Genomic DNA, 7,996 nt, shown 5'->3' on the forward strand with positions numbered 1-7,996 from the left:
CTATTCCAAGGAAGCAAATCGTCCAGCGATTCTAGATTCTTCTGAATATCCATTGAAGGAATTTCAGTCAAGAGATGCTCTAAATATTTGTAAGGATTTAAGCCATTGGCTTTTGCCGTTTCGACAAGGTTCTGGTGCAAAAATCTCTGAGCGGGAGTTTGACAGTTTCATCAATAAGAAAACGCTGAAAGCCTTGATAGGGCTTATTTTTTTTCATTTTTTATGAAATAATAGTATCGTAATGTCTCGTAATGTGATATAATTACTATACTAGGAGGCGATTTTCATATGAGGCTCAAGGTCACGAAATCCAAGAATGCAGCATCACTTTATGTCATCAAGTCCATCTATAACAGCCAAACTCAATCCAATACTTCTGTAGTCGTTGAAAAACTCGGGACAGAAGCTCAACTGCGTGAAAAACTTCAAGGACGTGACCCTTATGAGTGGGCCAAGGAATACATCGAAGAGCTTAATCGTAAAGAAAAAGAAAACACGCGAACGATTATGGTGCCTTATGCGCCAAACAAGCTCATTGCTGCCAACGAGCAGCGTTTTTACAACGGAGGTTATTTATTTCTGCAAAAGATCTACCATGAACTGGGGCTCGAAAAGATCACCAAGGAGATCTCCAAACGCCACCGCTTCACCTTCAACCTGGACAGCATCCTCTCCCGGCTCCTGTATGCAAGGATCCTGTACCCTTCCTCCAAGCTGGCCACCTATGAGCATGCCCAAAAGTTTTTGGAACCGGCTAACTTCGATCTGCAGCACGTTTATCGGGCCTTGGAGGTCATCGCCCAGGAAATGGATTTCATCCAGGCAGAGCTTTATGCCAACAGCCTGAAGGTAGCCAAAAGAAACGACCAGATTCTCTTCTACGACTGCACCAACTACTTCTTTGAAATCGAACAGGAAGAGGGTCTTAAACAATACGGATACTCCAAGGAGCACCGCCCCAACCCCATCGTACAAATGGGTCTGTTCATGGATGGAGACGGCATCCCCTTGGCTTTTGGCATCAACAAGGGAAACACCAATGAGCAGACCACCCTGATCCCTTTGGAAGAGAAGATCCTCGCCGACTTTGACCACTCGAAGTTCATCGTCTGCACCGATGCAGGGCTGGCCTCCCATCAAAACAGGCTTTTCAACGATAAGGCACAGCGAGCTTTCATCACCACTCAGTCTATTAAGATGCTTAAAAAACACCTGAAAGAGTGGGCTCTTGATCCCACGGGCTGGCTGCTTCCCACAAGCAGCAAACTCCATGACCTTCGGGAAATCGATGAAGACGTATTTAGCGAGAGCACCTTCTACAAAGAGCGATGGATTAAAGAAAAGGGCTTGGAGCAAAAACTCATCGTCACCTTCTCCTTCAAGTACCGTAACTACCAGAGAACCATTCGCAGCGCACAGATCCAGCGGGCTCAGAAAACCATCGACACCAGGCCGGGCAAGCTCAAAAAAGCAGGACCCAATGACTACAAACGATTCATCAAGACGACTTCCTGTACTCCTGAAGGAGAAGTGGCCGAAAGAGACTTGTTTTCTGTCGATGAAAAGATAATCGAAGCGGAAGAAATGTATGATGGTTTCTATGGAGTTTGTACCAACCTGGAGGACGAAGCGGCAAAGATCATCAAGATCAACAAGAGACGGTGGAAGATTGAAGAATGTTTTCGGATTATGAAAAGCGAGTACAAGGCCAGACCAGTCTATCTGAGTCGGGATGACCGGATCAAGGCCCATTTTACCACCTGTTTCATGTCCTTGATCATCTACAGATTCTTGGAGAAACGACTTGAAGGGAATTTTACCTGCAGTGAGATCACCACCGGATTAAGAGAGATGAACTTCCTCGAGATCGATAAAGAGGGTTACGTTCCAACCTACACCCGCACCGATTTCACCGATGCCTTGCATGAATCCTTCGGGTTTCGTACGGATTATCAGATCATGAAGAGTACAGAGATGAAAAAAATATTCAAACTGACGAAAAAATAGAAAAAAGTACGCACTTTTTAAAACAGACAAAAGCTCGGAACCCATTGATACGCATGGGTTTCCGAGCTTCATTTGCTCTCTAACTGTCAAAGACGGGATTATACCCCATTTTTTTGCCTTGAAGTCTATTTTTTTGTAGAATCTTTGGTGGCTAAATTCAGCACTTTAAGCGTAAGCGGTCAATAATCGCATGTAAACAATAAAACAAGCGGCCGGTTCATCAGAAGGCCGCCATCATGTCATCTATTATTTTTTTACGGCACAAGCCGCTTGTATTGAACTATTCCAAGGAAGCAAATCGTCCAGCGATTCTAGATTCTTCTGAATATCCATTGAAGGAATTTCAGTCAAGAGATGCTCTAAATATTTGTAAGGATTTAAGCCATTGGCTTTTGCCGTTTCGACAAGGTTCTGGTGCAAAAATCTCTGAGCAGAAAATTCATATACTTAATTCTGGAAATATCTGATAGGATTAATCCATCAACAGCGAATCGAGGACGAAAAATGACAGAGAATCTTTTTAAATGGAAGCATTATGAGTCAGAGATTATTATTTTGTGCATCAGGTGGTATCTAAAATATCCTTTGAGTTATATAATGCTGGAAGAGCTGATGGCTGAGAGAGGTTTGCATGTAACCCACACTACCATTATGAGATGGGTGCATCAATATTCTCCGATAATCAATGAAAGATTGCGAAAACGTCTCAAGAAAACAAACGATTCCTGGAGGATGGACGAAACATATTTGAAGATAAAGGGAAAGAATGCATATCTGTACCGTGCCGTAGATTCGGATGGGAGCACGGTAGACTTCTACGTTTCAGAATCCCGTGACAAGCATGCTGCAAGAAAGTTCTTCAAGAAATCGGTGGAAGCAGCACATAACCAGCAACCTAGGGTGATTACGACCGACAAATATGGAGCCACTGAAATTGCCATTCTTGAAGAGATTTATTATGGAAGTTTAAGCTGCAAAACGCAACACCGGATGACAAAATATTTGAATAATATTATAGAACAGGATCATCGGTTCATAAAAAAGAAGATCAATCCGATGCTTGGTTTTCATAGTTACGAAAGTGCAGTGAAGACCATTTGCGGAATTGAAATCATGCATATGATTCGAAAAGGACAGGTTGAAGGAATTCAATGTGTCCACTCTGAAGTGAGCGTGATAAATGAAGTGCTTGGGATAGGTGCATAAGGTTAAGAGAAACAATGGCTGAGTTCTGTGCAGGTGACGTTTTTGCACCGGAACCTAAAAATGCACACCCCCTCTTTCTCAAATCGTTGTGCTTTAGTCAAGGGGTGTGCATTGTATCATTTTGTAGTAGATTCGCCAGATAATTCACCATCTTTTGATAAAACTATTTATCATTAGGTGTTTTTTTATTTGTGCTGAAAAGGCTTGATATCAAAGGATCAGAGAGATTTTAAAAGAATTTCAGTTCGAATTCTAGCCGCTATTTTTATTAGATATCAAGATTGAAGTTTGAAATGGTGTGGAAATTTTCAACTATAATCGTTGAATATTTGAGTAATCGTTGGACAATTAAATTTGTCCTTGACTTTGGGAGCAGTTTAAACAGATTCGCCACTTTGTTTGCATTCACATACAAGCTCACGCCATCTCGATTTTTGTATTTCGTGTTGAGGATTTCTCATAGTAATAGGTATCATCCTTTCACAACTTTTAAAGTCAACAGAGTTGCTTTACTGACTATAAAAGTACTTTGATGTAACCTATCATCACACGTTAAAGTAAATTTTGATATTCATGCGATTATTGGACAATTACTTTTTCTTGTATCTATGCCTCTGGAAAGCTCATAAGTCAAGAGGTATTTGAAACGCAAAGACAGACTAGCTTTTTACTGGCTAGTCTGTCTTTTATCATTCATTATTCAAGGTTTGTTCATTTTTTATTCAAGGTTTGTGATATCAACTTTTTTCTATATCAAATCAGCGTTTACCCTTTCACCCAGGCTTGAACCATTTTCACTCCTTCCGCAGCATTTGTAGTGAAAGCGTCAGCACCAATATGATCACAAGCTTCTTTTGTTACAGGGTTTCCTCCAATAATAATTTTGACAGAATCACGAACTCCAGCTTCTTTCAAAGAATCCAAAGTATCTTTCATGGATTCCAACGCTAAGGTCAAAACTCCACTCATGCCAACAATATCTGGATTGACTTCTTTTATTTTGTCAATAAATGCCTGTACCGGCACATCAATTCCCAAGTCGACAATTTCAAATCCGGCTGCTTCAGACATGCTTTTGAAAATGTTTTTTCCAATATCATGAAGGTCTCCATGAACAGTACCAAGGACGATCGTTCCAGCTTTAGTGGAAGCACCTGATCCAATTGCTGGCTTTAAAGTATCAATAGCCTCAGTTAAAAGTTCTCCTGCAAATATCAAGTCTCCTACAAAGTACTCTCCACTTTCAAACATATCTCCTACAACTGCCATTCCTTCTTGGCAGGCAGCAACAACTTTATGCGCTTCTTCTTCCGATGGGTTTGTTGCTATAAAGTCATGTAGCATTTTTAACACCTTTTCTTCTTCCAATTCTCCTATTGCTGTAGTTACTTCTTTTAAATTGATCATTTATTTCTTCCTTCCTTTTTAAATTATATATTTACATTTTCGTATATCTATGTTTCTTTATTTCTGCTTCTGTTTACTTCACCCGCTAAGTTGCATACATTGACTTAAAATTGTATTGGTTTTCCAGATCCATTCACTGTTCTTTCACCTGTACCAGTTTTTTATTCCTAGAAAGAAACAATACAGCTAATACTGCCAATGATAAGTAGCCTATCATCCCAAATATATATGGGAACTGAGAATTATTCGATTGACCTAATAAACCTGATATGAATGCAATTATATAAGGTGTAGGAAATGCAGCACTGTTCAAAGCTGCTAAAACAATTCCAGTCGCCATAGAAATTTGTGTAGGATGAACTTTCATACCGATAGTCACAAAAATTGCAGGGATAATTAAACCCGTTCCAAAACCAGAAAAGAAAGTTGCTACGTACATAAATAATATCGTGTTACCATAAGCCATGGCAGCTAAACCAATGGCGGCCGATCCGAGTCCTATAGAAAATGTAGTGGTATTAAATACTTTGTACACTTTTGCAAATAACGCCCCTGCAATCATGCCTCCAACAGTAAATACTGTCAACACTAAGCCAGATGATGCTGCATTGCCCATACCTCTTTCTAAAATAACAGATGACATATTGAGCATCATTGGCATAAACAATACCATAACTACAAAAATAAATAGTGTTAATCCGTATACGATTATCGGCATTCTGGGTACACCTTCTGCATTTTGTCCCACTTGAACCTTATCTGGTTCGGGTAGAAATAGTGTTAATATAATCGTGAAAATACCGAATGTGTGAACAAGGAAAGTTAGATTCCATGTTACAGAAGCCATCAGACCCGCAATCAATGTAAAAAAGATTCCTCCTACATTCTGCATTAGAGTACCACTACCTATCATTTTTTCTCGTTCTTCTCCATCAAAATAGGCTATAGCTAGCGCCATCCCCATAGGCATTACTAATCCTAAACCTATTCCATAAACTGCCCTCATCACAATTATATTCGTAATATCTTTAATGAAATATGGAGCAACGCCACCAACAACAAATAAAATCATACCCCATGTTAGTAAAGTTTTATATTTTATTATACTTCCTGCAAGTCTCCCTGCTGCAAGTGTAGCAGGTACGCTAAGTAATTGTGGTAGAGTTGAAATCAGTAATATTGTAGTGAAAGAAACATCTGGGAATGCTGCAGCGATACTCGCTAAAGCAGGATTCACAGCACCTGCCGACATCAAAACAAAATAGATTGATAATACTGCGATTTTAATGACTTTATTATTTTTCATGTTTCATCTCCTTAATTAAAATAAGAATCAAAACTTTAAATCAGCACAAAAATTTTCGTTAAATATATTAGAACAAGGCGGTTTGTTGCTTTAAAATAAAACCGCCTATTATACAATTTCACATTAGGCTCATTATAAATAAGTCACATGTCAATTAAATTCCTTTTTCTTATTAGTACAAGATTGAATATAAGATTCCATATGCAATCTGCAATCTCTTTTCTGGATCAGGCTCCCATGATGGATCATTTGCAAACTCCTGGATAAGCTCCATAACTGTATATTCATTATTATTAGTATTTTCAGTCATTACGTTCTTCCTCCTTTATTTTTTTCCATATTCATTTGCAAACTCATAAACAGCACGCAAGTTGTCCATATTAACGTCTTGTTCTGCTATTAAGACTTTGTTATGCTCAAATATAAAACCGCCACCAGGAGCAAATGTGTCGAAACATTTCTTAACATAATCGATGCACTCTTGTTTATTACTGTACTTCAGCATTGATAATGGAATTCCAGTACAAATTGTATGATAGCCGCCAATCTTTTTATAAGCTTCGAACGGATCATCTTCATCAATTTGAATAAATAGTGAACCCTTTGGTAATTCTTTAAATTGTTCTAATACTGGGAGTAACTTGCCTTCTCCGAGTATGTAGTACTTTGCCCCTGCCTCTAGATAAGGTCCAATATACTGCTTCCAATAACTCAAGTAGTACTCTTCAAAGTTTTTAGGACTTAAGAAACACTCTGCATTGATAATGTTTAATCCAAAAGGTACGATAGCATCCCCAAAACTTTTCTTAATTTCCTCTACATCTGTGAGATAGTTGCCGGATTCCGCGGCTTGCCTCATAATTGCATCACAAGCTGCCTTAACTTCTTTGGGTCTTCGCCGCAGATCTGTAAGAGAACCTGCCATACCTCTAAAAAAGTCTAAGATACTACTAAATGGTCCAAGAAAGAATGGTGCATCGCATGTATAATCTGAATTTGCTACTCTTACTATTCCCATTTCATCCATTCTATCAGTAACCATTTTGACTGTAGCGTTATGGTCAAGAAATGGTTTAACCGCAGCTTTTAAAGCATTCATCGCTTCTTCTTTTGGACCTGCAAAAACTGGCACTTGTAATTTCAACAAAGTTTCTGTCTGCACGTGAAATGGATCCTTAATGATTTCCGGGTACCACTCAGGTCCAAGAAACTCTGCAGTTCCTTGTGAATGGGTTATTGCAGTGTCATCGTCTCCCCAAACATATTTATCTGATTTGAGAGCCTCGAATACTCGAATCGGTATCATATATATCCCAAACATTGATAAGTCAAATTCGATTTCATCCAGTACTTTATAGAAGACTTCTGCTGTTCGTACAGGATCATCAATCACAGCTTTCGTTTTTACTCCTGAGTAGGAGAAAGGCCATGTCGTAAATTGAATTTGAGTTGGCACTTTCTTTGGTTCTTTAAAATCCAGAGTGTCTTTAATGTTTTGCAATCGTTCAGTCATTTTTGCATTTACTGTTCTTTGCATTTGAATCCTCCTCTAAATAAATATTTCAATTGTCAAGACATTTGTTTAGATGTTCTCAACAAATTGATTTTTGTCGCTTATTTGATCACCCTTAGGATAAACCCTACAAGTACTTCAAGGTCAAGTACCTATTGTAAAAAATATTGTTTTTTATAATATTTTTCTATTCATCATTAAATTTCACTTTGTCTGTTCTTGACAACACCTTCACTCAATGAATTTGTCAACAAGTGAAGTTACTCACTTATTAAAACCTACGAGTTGATATTAAGCCAGATCTCAACTACTATTATATCAAACAAAAAAGAACCCACTTGGCTCATAAATCTTTGAGAGATTTATGTTCCTTGTGAGTTCTCATAAATTTTGATTCTAAGTATATAATTAACTATTAAGCGATAGACTCCTGATAAAGTCTATATAATGGTGTAAATTCAAAAATTAAAAAAATTGAGCCAAAAGGGTTCAACCTCGGATAAAATAGAGTTGTCGAAAAACCATCAACCCGAGGAGGAAACCCAAATGACTCAGAT

At 38.4% G+C, this 7,996-nt stretch carries 8 protein-coding genes; 3 read left to right on the plus strand and 5 right to left on the minus strand.

Annotation, left to right across the window (positions count from 1 at the left end):
- A partial coding sequence (locus IWB18_RS12770; RefSeq protein ID WP_195683859.1) for a transposase domain-containing protein occupies positions 1 to 140 on the minus strand: 140 nt, incomplete at its 3' end.
- Between the two features lie 148 nt (positions 141 to 288).
- On the opposite strand from IWB18_RS12770, the gene IWB18_RS12000 reads away from it, so the two are divergent.
- The 3 genes from IWB18_RS12000 (at position 289) to IWB18_RS12010 (ending at position 3,213) form a co-directional block, all read left to right on the plus strand.
- Positions 289 to 2,007: an IS1634 family transposase gene (locus tag IWB18_RS12000; RefSeq protein WP_195683860.1), complete on the plus strand. Its 1,719-nt coding sequence runs from the start codon at positions 289 to 291 to the stop codon at positions 2,005 to 2,007.
- A gap of 236 nt (positions 2,008 to 2,243) precedes the next feature.
- A complete protein-coding gene (locus IWB18_RS12785) occupies positions 2,244 to 2,474 on the plus strand; it encodes a hypothetical protein (protein WP_228725453.1) in 231 nt (76 codons plus the stop codon).
- Positions 2,475 to 2,511: 37 nt separating this feature from the next.
- Entirely contained in the window at positions 2,512 to 3,213 is a 702-nt protein-coding gene (locus IWB18_RS12010) for an IS6 family transposase (RefSeq protein ID WP_195683862.1), read from the plus strand.
- Positions 3,214 to 3,978: 765 nt separating this feature from the next.
- Here the strand turns inward: IWB18_RS12010 and IWB18_RS12015 are convergent.
- From IWB18_RS12015 to IWB18_RS12030, 4 genes are all read right to left on the minus strand, one after another.
- Complete coding sequence (locus IWB18_RS12015; protein WP_195683863.1) at positions 3,979 to 4,620, minus strand: cobalamin B12-binding domain-containing protein; 642 nt, start codon at positions 4,618 to 4,620, stop codon at positions 3,979 to 3,981.
- Positions 4,621 to 4,753: 133 nt separating this feature from the next.
- Entirely contained in the window at positions 4,754 to 5,926 is a 1,173-nt protein-coding gene (locus IWB18_RS12020) for an MFS transporter (protein WP_195683864.1), read from the minus strand.
- A 172-nt stretch (positions 5,927 to 6,098) separates the two neighbouring features.
- Entirely contained in the window at positions 6,099 to 6,236 is a 138-nt protein-coding gene (locus IWB18_RS12025; RefSeq protein WP_195683865.1) for a hypothetical protein, read from the minus strand.
- Between the two features lie 15 nt (positions 6,237 to 6,251).
- The gene (locus IWB18_RS12030; protein WP_195683866.1) at positions 6,252 to 7,463 is read right to left on the minus strand and encodes a uroporphyrinogen decarboxylase/cobalamine-independent methonine synthase family protein; all 1,212 of its coding nucleotides are present in this window, start codon (positions 7,461 to 7,463) and stop codon (positions 6,252 to 6,254) included.
- Between the last annotated feature and the right edge of the window lie 533 nt (positions 7,464 to 7,996).

Source organism: Alkalibacter mobilis (assembly GCF_015594845.1).
Classification (GTDB): Bacteria; Bacillota; Clostridia; order Eubacteriales; family Alkalibacteraceae; genus Alkalibacter; species Alkalibacter mobilis.